This is a genomic window from Streptomyces sp. MGP-P1 (assembly GCF_057766565.1).
Genome location: NZ_JBYMEM010000007.1, coordinates 2,155,721 through 2,171,769, shown reverse-complemented (window position 1 = coordinate 2,171,769; position 16,049 = coordinate 2,155,721). Strand labels below are relative to the sequence as shown.

The 16,049-nt window shown below is 71.6% G+C and carries 11 protein-coding genes and 2 pseudogenes; all 13 read right to left on the bottom strand.

What is annotated here, in order from left to right; translation table 11 throughout:
• Positions 1 to 55: 55 nt before the first annotated feature.
• The 13 genes and pseudogenes from AC3CH1_RS31310 to AC3CH1_RS31250 all read right to left on the bottom strand — a co-directional run bounded on the left by AC3CH1_RS31310 (position 56) and on the right by AC3CH1_RS31250 (position 16,048).
• A pseudogene (locus AC3CH1_RS31310) lies at positions 56 to 2,199 on the bottom strand (primosomal protein N').
• 133 nt (positions 2,200 to 2,332) lie between these two features.
• Entirely contained in the window at positions 2,333 to 3,541 is a 1,209-nt protein-coding gene (metK, locus tag AC3CH1_RS31305; protein ID WP_381765343.1) for a methionine adenosyltransferase, read from the bottom strand.
• Positions 3,542 to 3,740: 199 nt separating this feature from the next.
• Positions 3,741 to 4,985, bottom strand: coding sequence for a bifunctional phosphopantothenoylcysteine decarboxylase/phosphopantothenate--cysteine ligase CoaBC (gene coaBC, locus AC3CH1_RS31300; RefSeq protein WP_488465945.1), 1,245 nt, complete (start codon positions 4,983 to 4,985; stop codon positions 3,741 to 3,743).
• A gap of 162 nt (positions 4,986 to 5,147) precedes the next feature.
• A complete protein-coding gene (rpoZ, locus tag AC3CH1_RS31295; protein ID WP_003970369.1) occupies positions 5,148 to 5,420 on the bottom strand; it encodes a DNA-directed RNA polymerase subunit omega in 273 nt (90 codons plus the stop codon).
• 61 nt (positions 5,421 to 5,481) lie between these two features.
• Positions 5,482 to 6,075 (bottom strand): guanylate kinase, encoded by a 594-nt coding sequence (gmk, locus tag AC3CH1_RS31290; protein ID WP_026290991.1) that lies wholly within the window; start codon positions 6,073 to 6,075, stop codon positions 5,482 to 5,484.
• Between the two features lie 38 nt (positions 6,076 to 6,113).
• The gene (locus AC3CH1_RS31285; RefSeq protein ID WP_003970367.1) at positions 6,114 to 6,437 is read right to left on the bottom strand and encodes an integration host factor; all 324 of its coding nucleotides are present in this window, start codon (positions 6,435 to 6,437) and stop codon (positions 6,114 to 6,116) included.
• A gap of 244 nt (positions 6,438 to 6,681) precedes the next feature.
• On the bottom strand, positions 6,682 to 7,521 hold the full coding sequence (gene pyrF, locus AC3CH1_RS31280) for an orotidine-5'-phosphate decarboxylase (protein ID WP_488465944.1): 840 nt from the start codon (positions 7,519 to 7,521) through the stop codon (positions 6,682 to 6,684).
• Positions 7,518 to 8,630 carry a quinone-dependent dihydroorotate dehydrogenase gene (locus tag AC3CH1_RS31275; protein WP_488465943.1) on the bottom strand — a complete coding sequence of 371 codons (1,113 nt, stop codon included), beginning with the start codon at positions 8,628 to 8,630 and terminating at the stop codon, positions 7,518 to 7,520. Before AC3CH1_RS31275 ends, pyrF begins: the two co-directional genes overlap by 4 nt.
• A gap of 101 nt (positions 8,631 to 8,731) precedes the next feature.
• Positions 8,732 to 12,039: pseudogene (gene carB / locus AC3CH1_RS31270) on the bottom strand (carbamoyl-phosphate synthase large subunit).
• Positions 12,032 to 13,171: a glutamine-hydrolyzing carbamoyl-phosphate synthase small subunit gene (carA, locus tag AC3CH1_RS31265; RefSeq protein WP_488465942.1), complete on the bottom strand. Its 1,140-nt coding sequence runs from the start codon at positions 13,169 to 13,171 to the stop codon at positions 12,032 to 12,034. The pseudogene carB and the gene carA overlap by 8 nt, the downstream one beginning before the upstream one ends.
• Positions 13,168 to 13,776, bottom strand: a complete 609-nt coding sequence (locus AC3CH1_RS31260) for a PH-like domain-containing protein (protein ID WP_488465941.1) — start codon at positions 13,774 to 13,776, stop codon at positions 13,168 to 13,170. The genes carA and AC3CH1_RS31260 overlap by 4 nt, the downstream gene beginning before the upstream one ends.
• On the bottom strand, positions 13,773 to 15,059 hold the full coding sequence (locus tag AC3CH1_RS31255; RefSeq protein ID WP_488465940.1) for a dihydroorotase: 1,287 nt from the start codon (positions 15,057 to 15,059) through the stop codon (positions 13,773 to 13,775). Before AC3CH1_RS31255 ends, AC3CH1_RS31260 begins: the two co-directional genes overlap by 4 nt.
• A gap of 2 nt (positions 15,060 to 15,061) precedes the next feature.
• Positions 15,062 to 16,048: an aspartate carbamoyltransferase catalytic subunit gene (locus AC3CH1_RS31250; protein ID WP_488466780.1), complete on the bottom strand. Its 987-nt coding sequence runs from the start codon at positions 16,046 to 16,048 to the stop codon at positions 15,062 to 15,064.
• Position 16,049: the final 1 nt, after the last annotated feature.

Genomic DNA, 16,049 nt, shown 5'->3' with positions numbered 1-16,049 from the left:
CGGGGTCCAGGGGCTGTCCGGGGCCGAGGCCCCCGCAGGAGCCTCCCCCGCGGGCTCAGCCGATGTCGGACGGATCGATCCTGATGCGCACCGGGTCGTTCGCCCCCTTGGCCATGCGGGCCGCGAGCGCCGTCTTCAGGGCGCGGGCGAGCGCCGCCCCCCGCCCCGGGACCACCCGGATCAGGACCCGCTCCCAGGTCTCGCCCGGCGGGGCGTCCCCCGACCGGCGGGGCCTGCCGGGCTCGGCCGACGGAATCGGCACCGGACCCAGGATCTCGGCCTCCGGCGGCAGCCCGGCGGTCCGGAGGAACGCGGCCAGGGCCTCGGCGGGGCCGGTCGCCGAGGCCATCCGGGAGACCGGCGGAAAGCCCAGCTCGGCCCGCTCCGCCAGCTCCCGCCGGGCGAATCCCGCCGGGTCCCAGCGGACCAGCGCCTGCACCGCGCGCTCCGTCGGCTCGGCCACGATCACCACCGTGCCGCCCTCGTCCTGGCCCCGCACCAGCGCCCCCGCCGCCGTCCACCGGCGCAGCGCCTCCTCCCCCGCGCGCAGATCGGGCCGGCCCAGCATGGCCCAGCCGTCCAGGAGCAGGGCCGCCGCGTAGCCGCCTTCGGCCACGGGCTCCGCGCCGGGCGTGCTGACGACGAGGGCCGGGGTGTCGGGCACCGCGTCCAGGATGTGGTCGCGCCCCGAGGTGCGGACGGGCACGGCGGGGAAGGCCCGGCCCAGCTCCTCCGCCGTGCGGCGGGCGCCGACGATCTGGGCGCGCAGCCGGGTCGCGCCGCACTGGGCGCAGTGCCAGGCCCGCTCGGCCCTCCCGCACCAGGCGCAGTTCAGATCCTGCTGGTCCGGGGCCTGGAGGGGGCCGGCGCAGTGCCGGCAGCGGGCGGGGGTGCGGCAGCGTTCGCAGGCGAGGCGGGGGGCGTAACCCCGGCGGGGCACCTGGACCAGCACCGGCCCGCTGCGCAGACCGTCGCGCACGGCCCCCCAGGCGAGGCTGGGCAGCCGGGCGGTGCGGGCGGCGCCGTCCCGGGCCAGCTCGCCGTCCCCGACCGTACGGATGAGGGGCGCGGCCCGGCGCAGCCGCTCGCGGTCGGCGAGGAGCGGCAGCGCCCAGCCGCTCTCCACGAGCTGGGCGGCCTCGACCGTGCAGCTGGTCCCGCCGAGGAGGAAGCCGCAGCGGCCCTGCGCCGACCGCAGCTCCAGGACCTCGCGGACATGCGGGAAGGGGGCGTTGTCGTCGCTGTGGCTGGAGTCCCCGTCGTCCCAGACGACGACCAGGCCGAGGTCCTGGACGGGGGCGAACATGGCGGCCCTGGTCCCCACGACCGCCCGCACCGAGCCCCGGCGCACCGCGAGCCACTGCCGGTAGCGCTTCTCGGGGCCGGAGTCGGCGGTCAGCAGGGCGTGCCGTCCGCCGCCGAGCGCCTCGGTCAGGGCCGCGTCGACCCGTCCGGCGGCCCGTCCGTCCGGGACGACGACGAGCGCGCCGCGCCCGGAGGAGAGCGTCGCGGCGACGGCCCCGGCGATCTCGGCGGGCCAGTGCGGGCCCGGCAGGGCGGTCCACACCGCGCGCGGGGCGCCCCCTCGGCCAGCGCGCGCAGGAAGGCCCGGCCCTGGCCGTACCGCTCCCAGGTGCCCGGCTCCGGGGCGGGGGGCGGGGGCAGCGGGTCCGGTGAGGGTTTGGACTCGGCGCGGGCGTTGCGGGGCGGGACGGCGAGCTGGAGGACATCGGCGAGGCTGCCCGCGTACCGGTCGGCGACGGCGCGGCAGAGGGCGAGCAGGTCGGGCCCAAGGACCGGCTCCGGGGAGACCACGGAGGCGAGGGCTGCCAGCGCCCCCCGGTAGTCGGAGTCGGCGCGGCGCTCGACGACGAAGCCGTCGATCAGCCCGCCGCCCTCCCGCCGCCCGCCCTGGATATTGCGCCCTCCGGCCCCGAAGCGGACCCGCACCCGGACGCCCGGCTGCGCGTCCGCGTCCAGCTCCTCGGGGACCGCGTAGTCGAAGTACTGGTCGAGGTGAAGGACGCCCTTGTTGACCAGGACGCGGGCGACGGGCAGCTCATCGGCGAGGGCCGCGCCGCGCCAGGTGCGCGGCTTGGCACGCGGCGCCTTCGCCCGGCGCACGGTCTCCCGGATCAGCGCAAGCTGCTCCGGCTCCCCGGCACCGGGTTCGGCGGACTGCTCGTTCTCGCTGCTCACAGCTGAATTCCTACCAGAGAGCACTGACAGCGGCGGGGGCACGGCAGCGGGGCCCGGTCACCGCGTTCGGTGTCCGGACCCCGCTGTCGTTCTCGATGGCGCCCGCCCCGCTGTCGTACGCGGGCGGGTCTCGCTACAGACCGGCGGCGGCGCGCAGGGCGTCCACGCGGTCGGTGCGCTCCCAGGTGAAGTCCGGCAGCTCGCGGCCGAAGTGGCCGTAGGCGGCGGTCTGGGCGTAGATCGGGCGGAGCAGGTCGAGGTCGCGGATGATCGCGGCCGGGCGGAGGTCGAAGACCTCGCCGATCGCGTTCTCGATCTTCTCGGTGTCGACCGCGGCGGTGCCGAAGGTCTCGACGAAGAGGCCGACGGGCTCGGCCTTGCCGATCGCGTAGGCGACCTGGACCTCGCAGCGCGCGGCGAGACCGGCGGCCACGACGTTCTTGGCGACCCAGCGCATCGCGTACGCGGCGGAGCGGTCGACCTTGGACGGGTCCTTGCCCGAGAAGGCGCCGCCGCCGTGCCGGGCCATGCCCCCGTAGGTGTCGATGATGATCTTGCGGCCGGTCAGGCCGGCGTCGCCCATCGGGCCGCCGATCTCGAAGCGGCCGGTCGGGTTCACCAGCAGGCGGTAGCCCTCGGTGTCCAGCTTGATGCCGTCCTCGACGAGCTGTGCGAGGACGTGCTCGACGACGAACTCGCGGATGTCGGGCGCGAGCAGCGAGTCCAGATCGATGTCGGAGGCGTGCTGCGAGGAGACGACCACCGTGTCCAGACGCACCGCCTTGTCACCGTCGTACTCGATGGTGACCTGGGTCTTGCCGTCGGGGCGCAGGTAGGGGATGGTCCCGTTCTTGCGCACCTCGGACAGCCGCCGGGAGAGGCGGTGCGCGAGGTGGATCGGGAGCGGCATCAGCTCCGGGGTCTCGTCGCAGGCGTAGCCGAACATCAGGCCCTGGTCGCCCGCGCCCTGCTTGTCGAGCTCGTCCTCATCACCCTCGACCCGCTTCTCGTACGCGGTGTCGACGCCCTGCGCGATGTCCGGCGACTGCGCGCCGATCGACACCGAGACGCCACAGGAAGCACCGTCGAAGCCCTTTTTGGAGGAGTCGTAACCGATCTCCAGAACCTTGTTGCGCACGAGGTTGGGGATGTCGGCGTAGGCCTTGGTGGTGACCTCGCCCGCGACATGCACCAGACCGGTGGTGATCAAGGTCTCGACGGCGACGCGCGAGGAGGGGTCCTCGCGCAGGAGCGCGTCGAGAATCGTGTCGCTGATCTGGTCAGCGATCTTGTCGGGGTGACCCTCGGTAACGGATTCCGAGGTGAAGAGACGGCGGGACACATCGCTCCCTGGGGTTGCAGCGGCTGCTGGCTGATCATGGGTGGCACGACCGAGAGCTGCGCTCGGCGCGTACCGTCGGCTAGTTTATCGGTCGCATCGGGCCACCGGGGCAGGTGTCTCGCCCTTTGGGAGGTTCGTGACGTGCGCCACGCAGGGAACCAGTAGGACAATCCACCCTTCCCGGCCCGTATTTCAGACCTTATGGAACGATTTCGCCCGCCCGGAGGGTTGATTGTGAAATCGGCCGGAACCTGCCCGAAACCAGATCCCAGACCGTGTCGGCGAGCGCTTCCTTGGGGCCGTACGGCACCGGCGTCTCCTGGCCGTCGGCGGCGAGGACGACCGCTTCGTTCTCCTCCGAGCCGAAGGTCTTGCGCTCCCCCACCTCGTTGACCACGAGGAGGTCGCAGCCCTTGCGGCGGAGCTTCGCACGGCCGTTGACCAGGACGTCGTCGGTCTCGGCGGCGAATCCGACGACGATCTGATCCGGGCGGGCCCGCTCGCCGGCGACCTCGGCGAGGATGTCGGGGTTACGGACCAGGGTGACGACGGGCGCCTCCTCGCCGTCCTTCTTCTTGATCTTGCCGGAGGCGTACGCGGCGGGACGGAAGTCGGCCACCGCGGCCGCCATCACGATGACGTCCGCGCCGGGTGCGGCCTTCAGCACGGCCTCGCGCAGCTGGACGGCCGTGCCGACGCGGAGGACGTCGGCCCCGGCCGGGTCGGGCAGCCCGGTGTTGGCCTCGATCAGCGTCACCCGCGCCCCCCGGGCCACCGCGGTGCGCGCCAGCGCGTACCCCTGCTTGCCGGAGGAGCGGTTGCCCAGGAAGCGCACCGGGTCGAGCGGCTCGCGCGTGCCGCCGGCGCTGATCACCACATGGCGACCCGCGAGGTCGGGTTCGGTGACCCCGCGCGCCAGCACCCGGCGGCAGACCTCGAAGATCTCGCCGGGGTCGGGGAGCCGTCCCTTGCCGGTGTCGACCCCGGTGAGCCGCCCGACGGCGGGCTCGATGACGACGGCTCCCCGGCGACGCAGGGTGGCGACGTTCTCCTGGGTGGCCGGGTGCTCCCACATCTCGGTGTGCATCGCGGGGGCGAAGACCACCGGACAGCGGGCGGTCAGGAGCGTGTTGGTGAGCAGGTCGTCGGCGAGCCCGTGGGCGGCCTTGGCCAGCATGTCCGCGGTGGCCGGGGCGACCACCACGAGGTCGGCGCCCTGCCCGATCCGCACGTGCGGGACCTCGTGGACGTCCTGCCAGACCTCGTCGGAGACCGGGTGGCCGGAGAGCGCCGACCAGGTGGCGGCCCCCACGAAGTGCAGCGACGCGGCGGTCGGGACGACCCGTACGTCGTGGCCGGACTCGGTCAGCCGGCGCAGCAGCTCGCACGCCTTGTAGGCGGCGATGCCCCCGCTGACCCCCAGGACGACCTTCGGCTTGTCCACTGCGTCTCCCCGCACTCGGCAACGTAAGGCAACGTATGCGTCCCATACGTGTGCGTCCCATGCTGCCTCACCGCGCGGACCGGGTTCGTCCGGCCCCGGACACGCCTCAGGCCCGGCGGACGGGCCGCCGGGCCTGAGGTGAGGTGCCGTGGTGCTTCTGCGTTACTGCGCGGGGCCCTCGATGGCCTCGGAGGTCAGCAGGCCCGCGTTGATCTCGCGGAGTGCGATCGAGAGCGGCTTCTCGTGCACGTGGGTGTCGACGAGCGGACCGACGTACTCAAGGAGGCCTTCACCGAGCTGCGAGTAGTACGCGTTGATCTGGCGGGCGCGCTTGGCCGCGTAGATCACCAGGCTGTACTTCGAGTCGGTGGCTTCGAGGAGCTCATCAATCGGCGGGTTGATGATGCCCTCGGGCGTGGTGATGGAAGAGGACACTCTCTGCCTTCCGAAGGGGGTGTAGATCAAAGATCCGAGCGATCTGCGCGATCGCAGGGGTCTAGGCCTGAAGCATCAACGTTAGCAGCTCACGCGCCACGTCCTCGACGGAGGTGTTGACGAGCGTCGTATCGAACTCGGCCTCGGCGGCCAGTTCGATCTTCGCGGCGGCGAGCCGGCGCTCGATGACCTCGGGCGCCTCGGTGCCCCGGCCGGTGAGCCGGCGCACCAGCTCCTCCCAGCTCGGCGGGGCCAGGAAGACCAGGCGCGCGTCGGACATCGACTGGCGGACCAGCCGGGCGCCCTGGAGGTCGATCTCCAGCAGGACCGGTTCACCGGCCTCCAGGCGGTCGAGCACGGCGCGCCGGGGCGTGCCGTAGCGGTTGCCCGCGAACTCGGCCCACTCCAGCAGTTCGCCGTTGGCGACGAGCTTGTCGAACTCCTCGTCGTCCACGAAGAAGTAGTGCACACCGTTGCGCTCCCCGGGGCGTGGCTTGCGTGTCGTCGCCGACACGGAGAGCCAGACCTCGGGGTGCACGGTGCGCATATGAGCGACGACCGTGCTCTTGCCGACCCCTGAGGGGCCGGAGAGCACGGTCAGCCGCGGACGTACGTCCGGGGGTACGGGGGACGTCCCCCGGGATGTTGCAGCCATGGGGCGATTATCCCCGTTCTCAGGAGTGCCTGAGAACGTCAGGCGGGGCTGCCGCCGAACTCACGCTCCAAGGACGCGATCTGATTGGAGCCAAGACCCCTGACCCGGCGGCTCTCGGAGATGCCGAGACGCTCCATGATCTGCTTGGCGCGGACCTTGCCGACGCCCGGCAGGGATTCGAGCAGTGCGGAGACCTTCATCTTCCCGATGACGTCGTTCTCCTGGCCCTGCTTGATGACCTCGTGGAGGGAAGCGCCGGAGTGCTTGAGTCGATTCTTGACCTCGGCCCGCTCCCGGCGAGCCGCGGCGGCCTTTTCGAGCGCGGCTGCGCGCTGTTCAGGGGTAAGGGGCGGAAGAGCCACGCCTACGTCACCTCGGATGTCGATCTGTCGGATACGGACCGGCGGGGAAGCTGGACGCCACCCACCAGGTGAGCGGAGAACACACTGTGCTCGGCCGCTCTCGACGGAGACTAGCGGCAAGGGCCGCTGTAGTCAGCGAGAACAGACGAAAAGTCCTGGTCAGCTGTGGCCGACCAGGATTTTCGCGACATATCGACCAGGTTTCTCGTCAGTATTTCGTCAACACGCTGTAAACGTGTCAGGGTCAACTGCCGGATACGGCCCCGCGGATCTCGTCCGCGAACCGTTCGGCTGCTTCGCGCAGCCCGGACACGTCCGGGCCGTGGCGCAGCACGCCCCGGCTCACGCTGGGGACCACGTTGCCCACCGCTTCGCCGAACACCGCCGGAAGATCCGCCGGGGTCGCGCCCTGGGCGCCGATGCCGGGCGCGAGGAGCGGCCCGTTGATCGCCAGGTTCACCCCGGCGTCGCCGAGCGTCGCACCGACCACCGCGCCGACCGAGCCGAGCGGGACGGCCCCGGCGTTCTCGGCGGCCATGTGGTCGAGCATCAGCTGGGCGAGCGAGCGGCCGTCGGCCGCCGTGGCGCGCTGGACCTCGGCGCCCTCCGGGTTGGAGGTGAGGGCGAGGACGAAGACGCCCGCGCCGGAGGCGGCGGCCGCGTCGAGCGCCGGGCGCAGCGAGCCGAAGCCCAGGTACGGGGAGAGCGTGACCGCGTCCGAGAAGAGCGGGGAGTCCTTGTCCAGGTAGGTCGCCGCGTAGGCGTCCATGGTGGAGCCGATGTCGCCGCGCTTGGCGTCCATCAGCACGAGCGCCCCGGCGGCGCGTGCCTCCTCGACGGCCTTCTCCAGGACGGCGACGCCGCGCGAGCCGAAGCGCTCGAAGAACGCGGACTGCGGCTTGAGGACGGCGACCCGGTCGGCCAGCGCCTCCACGACGGTCCGGGTGAAGCGCTCCAGGCCGGCGATGTCGTCGTCGAGGCCCCAGGAGGTGAGCAGGGAGGCGTGCGGATCGATGCCGACGCAGAGCGGCCCGCGGGTGTCCATGGCGCGGCGCAGGCGGGCGCCGAAGGGTTCGGGCGTCACAGGGCGGCCTTCTTCCGGGTCTCGGCGCCGACGGCCTCGGCGAGGGTGGCGTACGGGGAGGTGGCGAGCCGGGCGGCGAGGCCCTTGTGGATCGCGCGGGCGTAGAAGGGACCTTCGTAGACGAAGGCGCTGTAGCCCTGGACGAGGGTGGCTCCGGCGAGGATGCGCTGCCAGGCGTCCTCGGCGTTCTCGACGCCCCCGACGCCCACCAGCGTGATCCGGTCCCCCACACGGGCGTACAGGCGGCTCAGGACCTCCAGTGAGCGCTCCTTGAGGGGCGCGCCGGACAGTCCGCCGGTCTCCCCCACCAGGTAGGGGGCCGACTTCAGGCCCAGGCCCTCCCGCGCGATGGTGGTGTTGGTGGCGATGATGCCGTCCAGGCCCAGCTCCACGGCGAGGTCGGCGACGGCGTCGACGTCCTCGTCCGCGAGGTCCGGGGCGATCTTGACGAGCAGCGGGACGCGCCGGGTGGTGACGGTGCGGTCGGCCGCCTCGCGCACGGCGGTGAGCAGCGGGCGCAGCGACTCGGTGGCCTGGAGGTTGCGCAGGCCGGGGGTGTTGGGTGAGGAGACGTTGACGACCAGGTAGTCGGCGTGGCCGGCCAGCGCCTCGGTGGACTTCACGTAGTCGGCGGCGGCCTCGGCCTCCGGGACGGTCTTGGTCTTGCCGATGTTGACGCCGACCGTGGTGCGGAAGACCGGGTTGCGGGCGGCCAGGCGGGCGGCGACGGCGGCGGAGCCCTCGTTGTTGAAGCCCATGCGGTTGATCAGCGCACGGTCCGCGACCAGCCGGAAGAGTCGCTTCTTGGGGTTGCCCGGCTGCGGTTCGCCGGTGACGGTGCCGATCTCGATGTGGTCGAAGCCGAGCATCGCCATGCCGTCGATGGCGACGGCGTTCTTGTCGAAGCCGGCTGCGAGGCCGAAGGGGCCGTGCATCCGCAGGCCGAGGGCCTCGGTGCGCAGCTCCTCGAAGCGCGGGGCGAGGGTGGCGGCGACGAAGGTGCGCAGGACGGGGATCCGGGCGGCGAGGCGGATCCAGCGGAAGGCGGCGTAGTGGGCCTTCTCGGGGTCCATCCGCTTGAAGACCAGCCGGAAGAAGAGCTTGTACATGAAGGGATGTCCTTGGTGCTCGGTGTGCTCGACGGGGCTCTCCCGAACGACAGGGCTCACAGAGAGGGGGACACCGTCCGACGGTGTCCCCCTCTCGGCTGCTAGTCGCGGGCCGCGATCAAGTGTTCCGCGTGTTCCTGGAGGGAACGGACCCCGACGTCGCCGTGGTTGAGGGCGTCGATGCCCTGGACGGCGGCGGCGAGCGCCTGGACCGTGGTCAGGCACGGTACGGAGCGGGCGACGGCCGCGGTGCGGATGTCGTAGCCGTCGAGCCGGCCGCCGGTGCCGTACGGCGTGTTGACGATGAGGTCGACCTCGCCGTCGTGGATGTGCTGGACGATCGTCTTCTCGCCGTTGGGCCCGGGGCCCTCGGACTGCTTGCGCACGACGGTGGCGTTGATGCCGTTGCGCTTGAGGACCTCGGCGGTGCCGGAGGTGGCCATCAGCTCGAAGCCGTGGGCGACCAGCTCGCGGGCCGGGAAGATCATCGAGCGCTTGTCGCGGTTGGCGACCGAGATGAACGCGCGGCCCTTGGTGGGCAGCGGGCCGTAGGCGCCGGCCTGCGACTTGGCGTACGCCGTGCCGAAGACCGAGTCGATGCCCATGACCTCGCCGGTGGAGCGCATCTCCGGGCCGAGGACCGTGTCGACGCCCCGGCCGTGGATGTCGCGGAAGCGCGACCACGGCATCACGGCCTCCTTGACGGAGATCGGCGCGTCCAGCGGCAGGGTGCCGCCGTCGCCGGTCCTGGGCAGCAGGCCCTCCGCGCGCAGCTCGGCGATGGTCGCGCCCAGCGAGATGCGGGCGGCGGCCTTCGCGAGCGGCACGGCGGTCGCCTTCGAGGTGAAGGGGACCGTGCGGGAGGCGCGCGGGTTGGCCTCCAGGACGTAGAGGATGTCGCCGGAGAGCGCGAACTGGATGTTGATCAGTCCGAGGACGCCGACGCCCTTGGCGATGGACTCGGTGGAGGCGCGCAGCCGCTTGATGTCGAAGCCGCCGAGCGTGATCGGGGGAGGGCGCAGGCCGAGTCGCCGGAGTGGATGCCGGCTTCCTCGATGTGCTCCATGACGCCGCCGAGGTACAGCTCGGTGCCGTCGTAGAGGGCGTCCACGTCGATCTCGATGGCGTCGTCGAGGAAGCGGTCGACCAGGACCGGCCGGGTGGGGCTGATCTCGGTGGACTCGGAGATGTACGAGGCGAGGCGCGTCTCGTCGTACACGATCTCCATGCCGCGCCCGCCGAGGACGTAGCTCGGTCGTACGAGGACGGGGTAGCCGATCTCGTCGGCGATGGCCTTGGCCTCGGCGAAGGTGGTGGCGGTGCCGTGCTTGGGCGCGGGCAGTCCGGCCTCGGCCAGGACCCGGCCGAACGCGCCCCGGTCCTCGGCGGCGTGGATGGCCTCCGGGGAGGTGCCGACGACGGGCACGCCGTTGTCCTTGAGTGCCTGCGCGAGGCCGAGCGGGGTCTGGCCGCCGAGCTGCACGATGACACCGGCGATCGGGCCCGCCAGCGATTCGGCGTGCACGATCTCCAGGACGTCCTCCAGGGTGAGCGGCTCGAAGTAGAGCCGGTCGGAGGTGTCGTAGTCGGTGGAGACGGTCTCCGGGTTGCAGTTGACCATGACGGTCTCGTAGCCCGCGTCGCTCAGGGCGAAGGAGGCGTGCACGCAGGAGTAGTCGAACTCGATGCCCTGGCCGATGCGGTTGGGGCCCGAGCCGAGGATGATCACGGCCGGCTTGGTGCGGGGCGCGACCTCGCTCTCCTCGTCGTAGGAGGAGTAGAAGTACGGCGTGTTCGCGGCGAACTCGGCGGCGCACGTGTCGACGGTCTTGTAGACCGGGCGGATGCCCAGCGCGTGCCGGACCTCGCGGACGACGTCCTCGCGCAGCCCGCGGATCTCGCCGATCTGGGTGTCGGAGAAGCCGTGCCGCTTGGCCTCGGCGATCAGGTCGGCGTCCAGGCGCTCCGCGGAGGCCAGCTCGTCGGCGATCTCCTTGATCAGGAAGAGCTGGTCCACGAACCAGGGGTCGATCTTCGTGGAGTCGAAGACCTCCTCCTGGGTGGCTCCGGCCCGGATCGCCTGCATGACGGTGTTGATGCGGCCGTCGGTGGGGCGGACCGCCTCGGCCAGCAGCTCGGCCTTGTCGCCGACCGGGCCGGTGAAGGCGAACTGCGAGCCCTTCTTCTCCAGGGAGCGCAGGGCCTTCTGGAGGGCCTCGGTGAAGTTCCGGCCGATCGCCATGGCCTCGCCCACCGACTTCATGGTGGTGGTGAGGGTGGAGTCGGCGGAGGGGAACTTCTCGAAGGCGAAGCGCGGGGCCTTGACGACGACGTAGTCGAGGGTCGGTTCGAAGGAGGCCGGCGTCTTCTCGGTGATGTCGTTGGGGATCTCGTCCAGGGTGTAGCCGACGGCCAGCTTGGCGGCGATCTTGGCGATCGGGAAGCCGGTCGCCTTGGAGGCGAGCGCCGAGGAGCGGGAGACGCGCGGGTTCATCTCGATGACGATGACCCGGCCGTCGGCGGGGTCGATGGCGAACTGGATGTTGCAGCCGCCGGTGTCGACGCCGACCTCGCGGATGATCGCGATGCCGACGTCGCGCAGCCGCTGGTACTCGCGGTCGGTGAGCGTCATCGACGGGGCGACGGTGATGGAGTCGCCGGTGTGGACGCCCATCGGGTCGAAGTTCTCGATGGAGCAGACGACCACGACGTTGTCGTTCCTGTCGCGCATCAGCTCCAGCTCGTACTCCTTCCAGCCGAGGATGGACTCCTCCAGGAGCACCTCGGTGGTCGGGGAGAGCGTGAGGCCCTGTCCGGCGATGCGGCGCAGCTCCTCCTCGTCGTGGGCGAAGCCGGAGCCGGCGCCGCCCATGGTGAAGGAGGGGCGGACGACGACGGGGTAGCCGCCGAGGGTGTCGACGCCGGCGATGACGTCGTCCATGGTGTGGCAGATGACGGAGCGGGCGGACTCGCCGTAGCCGATCTTCTCCTTGACGGCCGCGACGACGCCCTTGAAGAGGTCGCGGTCCTCGCCCTTGTTGATCGCCTCGACGTTGGCGCCGATGAGCTCGACGCCGTACTTCTCCAGGACGCCGTTCTCGTGCATGGAGATCGCGGTGTTCAGCGCGGTCTGGCCGCCGAGGGTGGGCAGGAGCGCGTCGGGGCGCTCCTTGGCAATGATCTTCTCGACGAACTCGGGGGTGATCGGCTCGACGTAGGTGGCGTCGGCGATCTCCGGGTCGGTCATGATCGTCGCCGGGTTGGAGTTCACCAGGATGACGCGCAGGCCCTCGGCCTTGAGGACGCGGCAGGCCTGGGTGCCGGAGTAGTCGAACTCGGCGGCCTGGCCGATGACGATCGGACCGGAGCCGATGACCAGGACGGACTGGATATCGGAGCGCTTAGGCACGCTGGCCCTCCATCAGGGTGGTGAAACGGTCGAAGAGGTACGCGGCGTCGTGCGGGCCCGCGGCCGCCTCGGGGTGGTACTGGACGCTGAAGGCGGGCCGGTCCAGGAGCTGGAGGCCCTCGACCACCTGGTCGTTCAGGCAGACGTGGGAGACCTCGGCCCGGCCGAACTCCGTGTCGGAGACCTGGTCCAGCGGGGCGTCGACGGCGAAGCCGTGGTTGTGCGCGGTGACCTCGACCTTGCCTGTGGTGCGGTCCTGCACCGGCTGGTTGATGCCGCGGTGGCCGTACTTCAGCTTGTAGGTGCCGAAGCCGAGCGCGCGGCCGAGGATCTGGTTGCCGAAGCAGATGCCGAAGAGCGGGGTGGAGCGCTCCAGGACGCCGCGCATGAGGGCGACCGGGTGGTCGGCGGTGGACGGGTCGCCGGGGCCGTTGGAGAAGAAGACGCCGTCCGGGTTCACGGCGTACACCTCCTCCAGCGTGGCGGTGGCGGGCAGCACGTGCACCTCGATGCCGCGTTCGGCCATCCGGCGCGGGGTCATACCCTTGATGCCGAGGTCGATCGCAGCGACGGTGAACTTCTTCGTGCCGATCGCGGGGACGACGTAGGCCTCCTTGGTGGCGACCTCGGCGGAGAGGTCGGCGCCCACCATCTCGGGTGCCTGCTGGACCCTGGCCAGCAGTGCGGCCTCGTCGGCCAGCGCCTCGCCGGAGAAGATCCCGACGCGCATCGCGCCGCGCTCGCGCAGGTGGCGGGTGAGGGCGCGGGTGTCGACGCCGCTGATGCCGACGACGCCCTGCGCCGCCAGTTCCTCGTCCAGCGAGCGCTGGGAGCGCCAGTTGGAGGGCTTGCGGGCGGGGTCGCGGACGACGTAGCCGGAGACCCAGATGCGAGCGGACTCGGGGTCCTCGTCGTTCACGCCGGTGTTGCCGACGTGCGGGGCCGTCATGACGACGACCTGGCGGTGGTACGAGGGGTCGGTCAGCGTTTCCTGGTAGCCGGTCATGCCGGTGGAGAACACCGCTTCGCCGAAGGTCTCCCCCACGGCCCCGTAGGCACGGCCGCGGAAGGCGCGGCCGTCCTCCAGGACGAGTACGGCGGGGGTCTGGGCCCCCCGGGTGGAGATCGTCATCGTGCGGTGCCTTCCGTAGGGGTGCTGGTGAGTTCCGTGGCGGCCGGTGCGCCGGTGAGCCGGCTGACGGCGTCGACCCAGGCCTGGTGCTCGGCTGCGTGGTCGGAGCGGAAGCCGGAGTCGATCAGCGTCTCGCCGTGCGCCCAGGTGATGATCAGCAGGCCGCCCTCGGGAAGGACCTTGCCCGCGAGCGCCTTGTCGAGGCGGGCCTCGCGCAGGGCGTCGGCCGGGATGAAGAAGTCGGCCGCCCCGGGGCGTACGACGTCCAGGCCGCGGGCGGTGAGCGTGAGCTCGGTGCGGCTGCGGGTGCCGAGGCCGTGCGCGACGATCCGGTCGAGCCACTGCCCGGCGGTGGTGGAGGCGTGGTAGCGCCCGTGGAGCGTCAGCAGCGTCTCGTCGCCGTCGAAGTCCTCGGGGGTGGCCGGGAGCTCCGGCAGATCGGACTGGAGGCTGGCGCGCCACTTCCAGCCCTGGCGCATCAGCCAGTAGACGAAGGCGATGAAGACGAACAGGCCGATCACCCAGGCGATGCGGGCGGCCCAGTCCGTCACTTCCGCCGACTTCTGCTCGGCGGCCAGGTGGTACAGGGGGGTCAGAGTTGTCACGCGAGCTTCCCGTCGACGACCGTGGCACGGCCCCGCAGGAAGGTGTGGGTGACGCGGCCCGGCAGCTCACGGCCCTCGTAGGGGGTGTTTCGGCTGCGGGACGCGAAGCCCGCGGGGTCCACGGCTCCACGGTATGCCGGATCGACCAGAGTGAGGTTGGCGGGCTCACCCGCCGAGACGGGGCGGCCGTGTCCTTCGAGCCGGCCGATGGCCGCGGGGCGGAAGGACATGCGGTCCGCGACGCCCGCCCAGTCCATCAGGCCGGTGTCCACCATCGTCTGCTGGACGACCGAGAGCGCGGTCTCCAGGCCCACCATGCCCATGGCGGCCGCGGCCCACTCGCAGTCCTTGTCCTCGTGCGGGTGCGGGGCGTGGTCGGTGGCGACGCAGTCGATCGTGCCGTCGGCGAGCGCCTCGCGCAGGGCCAGGACGTCGGCCTCGGTGCGCAGCGGCGGGTTCACCTTGTAGACCGGGTTGTAGGTGCGGACCAGCTCGTCGGTGAGGAGGAGGTGGTGCGGGGTGACCTCGGCGGTGACGTTCCAGCCCTTGGACTTGGCCCAGCGGACGATCTCCACGGAGCCGGCCGTGGAGAGGTGGCAGATGTGGACGCGGGAGCCGACGTGGGCGGCGAGGAGGACGTCGCGGGCGATGATCGACTCCTCGGCGACGGCGGGCCAGCCGCCGAGCCCGAGTTCGGCGGAGACGATGCCCTCGTTCATCTGGGCGCCCTCGGTGAGGCGGGGCTCCTGGGCGTGCTGGGCGACGACGCCGTCGAAGGCCTTCACGTACTCCAGGGCGCGGCGCATGATCACCGCGTCGTCGACGCACTTGCCGTCGTCGGAGAAGACCTTCACCCCGGCGGCGGAGTCGTGCATCGCGCCGAGCTCGGCGAGCTGCTTGCCCTCCAGGCCGACGGTGACGGCGCCCACGGGCTGGACGTCGCAGTAGCCGGACTCCTTGCCGAGGCGCCAGACCTGCTCGACGACGCCGGCGGTGTCGGCGACGGGGAAGGTGTTGGCCATGGCGTGCACGGCGGTGAAGCCGCCGACGGCCGCGGCCTTGGTGCCGGTGAGGACGGTCTCGGAGTCCTCGCGGCCGGGCTCGCGCAGATGGGTGTGCAGGTCGACCAGGCCGGGCAGCAGGATCTGCCCCTCGGCCTCGATCACGGTGGCGCCGGCGGCGTCGAGGCCGGTGCCCACCTCGGTGACGGTCTCCCCGTCGATCAGTACGTCCTGCGGCTCGCCGCCGAGGATCCGCGCACCGCGGACAATGATCTTGCTCATGGTTACTTGTTCTCCTCGGTACGGGCGGGGGCGGCGGACAGCGCGGTGTCGGAGCCGCCGAGCAGCAGGTAGAGCACGGCCATGCGGATGGAGACGCCGTTGGCGACCTGCTCGACGACCGTGCAGCGGTCGGAGTCGGCGACCTCGGCGGTGATCTCCATGCCGCGGACCATCGGGCCGGGGTGCATGACGATGGCGTGTTCGGGCATCTTCGCCATCCGCTCGCCGTCCAGGCCGTAGCGGCGGGAGTACTCGCGCTCGGTCGGGAAGTACGCGGCGTTCATCCGTTCACGCTGCACACGCAGCATCATCACCGCATCGGACTTCGCCAGCACGTCGTCGAGGCTGTAGCTGACGTCGCAGGGCCACTTCTCGACGCCGACGGGGACCAGGGTGGGCGGGGCCACCAGGGTGACGTGCGCGCCGAGCGTGGTGAGCAGGTGGACGTTGGAGCGGGCGACACGACTGTGCAGGATGTCGCCGACGATCGTGATGCGGCGGCCGTCCAGGTCGCGGCCGAGCCCGACGTCGGCGCCGACGAGCCGGCGGCGCATCGTGAAGGCGTCCAGCAGGGCCTGGGTGGGGTGTTCGTGGGTGCCGTCGCCGGCGTTGACCACGGCCCCGTCGATCCAGCCGGAGGTGGCGAGCCGGTAGGGGGCTCCGGAGGCGCCGTGCCGGATGACGACGGCGTCGGCGCCCATCGCCTCCAGGGTCAGCGCGGTGTCCTTCAGGGACTCGCCCTTGGAGACGGACGACCCCTTGGCGGAGAAGTTGATGACGTCGGCGGACAGCCGTTTGGCGGCCGCCTCGAAGGAGATGCGGGTGCGGGTCGAGTCCTCGAAGAAGAGGTTGACGACGGTACGGCCGCGCAGGGTGGGGAGCTTCTTGATCGGCCGGTCCGCGACCCTGGCCATCTCCTCGGCGGTGTCGAGGATCAGGACGGCGTCGTCGCGGGTGAGGTCGGCGGCCGAGATGAGGTGACGCTTCATC